Annotated in this window: 2 protein-coding genes; both read right to left on the bottom strand. The window is 73.9% G+C overall.

Features of this window, described 5'->3' with window-relative positions; all coding sequences use genetic code 11:
* On the bottom strand, positions 1-809 hold an 809-nt coding region (locus tag ACFVUS_RS43815), incomplete at its 3' end, for a metal-dependent hydrolase (protein WP_387781458.1).
* 64 nt (positions 810-873) lie between these two features.
* The coding region (locus ACFVUS_RS43810) for a hypothetical protein (protein WP_387781455.1) at positions 874-1700 on the bottom strand (827 nt) is incomplete at its 5' end.

Below are 1700 nucleotides of genomic sequence, written 5' to 3'. Positions count from 1 at the left end.
GTACGGGAGAGGTACGTCGGGATCGAGCGCAGCATCGCTCCCGCGGAGGGCAGCACGCCCTGCTGCCCCGCCCGGAAGAACTGCCCCAGGGTGGCCTTGGCGGCGGGCAGTTCGGGGTCGTTCTCCAGGAAGAAGCGGGTCCCGCGCTGCCACAGGAAGACCAGCGCGCCGAAGGCGGTCGCCCAGGTCCGGGCCCGGCGCCGGTAGCCGCCGTCCACGTGCATGAACAGGTCGAAGGCGACCGAGCGGTGCTCCACCTCCTCCGCGCCGTGCCAGCGCAGCAGGTCCAGCATCATCGGGTCCGCCCCGCGCCGGTCCAGCTCGTCGGCGTTGAGCACCCAGTCGCCCAGGAACGCCGTGTAGTGCTCGATGGCCGCGATCAGCGCGACCCGCTCCATCAGCCACCACTCGCGCGCCCTGCCCGGCGGCAGCGTCCGGTCCCCGAGCAGCTTCTCGAACAGCCAGTCCACCTGCGCCGTGTACGGGGTCGGGTCCAGGCCGAGCCGCTTGAGGTGCGGGAGCACGTCGTCGTGCGCGGCGGCGTGCATCGCCTCCTGGCCGATGAAGCCGATGACGTCCGCGCGCAGCCGCTCGTCCGTGATGTACGGGAGCACCTGCTTGTAGACGTGCACGAACCAGCGCTCACCCGCGGGCAGCAGCAGGTGCAGCACGTTGATGGTGTGCCCGGCGAACGGATCGGAGGGCAGCCAGTGCAGCGGGGTGTCCTCCCAGTCGAAGGACACGTTCCGGGCGTTCAGGTCCATGTGTTCCGACGCCACGGGACCGGGCGCGGGCGGCGTATTAGACATGGCGTCAATGTACTGATGGGTAAGGCCGGGGAGAACCCCTCTGCACCCACTTCCTCAGCGCCTCTCAGCGCAGCACCCCCGCCTTCGAGCCGTCCGTCAGCCTGCCCGTCAGGTCCACCTGCGCGCCCGCCGGAGCCTTCACCGCCAGCCGGTTGGCGTTCACCGTCCGGTTCACCCCGCCGCCCGACACCGCCAGCGAGGCGAACTGCGCACTGCCCGCCGCCAGGACGTACCACTGCCCGGCCCGCGACTTCCACAGCACGCCCGCCAGCACCCGGGGCTCCCGCGGCCCGCACGCCGGCGAGCCCTCCGCCTTCGCCGCCTGGGCCGCCAGCGGCGCGCCCGGGGCCAGGAACTGCGCCTGCACCCGGTCCGCGGTGCCCTGCCAGGTCTCGGCCCGGGAGCACAGCCAGGTCGCGGTGCCGTCGCCCTCGGGCAGCGGCTGCTTCGCGTACGTCCAGGCGTTGACCGTACGGACCCCGTGCGAGCGCACCGACGGCAGCAGGCACGCGGTACGCGACCACTCGCCGAGCTCCGCCGCCTCCGTCACGTCGCGCTCCGCGCCCGGCGCCCCCGAGGTCAGCCGCGCCGGGGTCAGCTCCCCCAGGTCCGTGACCAGCCGGGTCGCCCCGTCGCCGGTCAGGGCCAGCGCGTTCCAGGCGGTGCAGCCGCCCGCCGGGGCGGGGCTCACCACCGGCGGAGTGACACCGTCCGGGGTCAGCTTCAGCGCCGCCGGGCGCTCGGCCGGCTTGAGCAGGTCCCGCAGGGCCGCGCCCGTCACCCAGGGCGCCGTCAGATAGCGGGCGTTGCCGTCGACGCGGCTGAGCACCAGGGCGGTCGCGGTGTCCGCCGACGCCCCGTCGGTCCGGGCGAAGTCGAGGCCGACGAGAC

The organism is Nocardia sp. NPDC058058 (assembly GCF_042885355.1).
Classification (GTDB): Bacteria; Actinomycetota; Actinomycetes; order Mycobacteriales; family Mycobacteriaceae; genus Nocardia.
The sequence above is the reverse complement of the archived record's forward strand: the minus strand, read 5'-3'. Positions and strand labels throughout refer to the sequence as shown.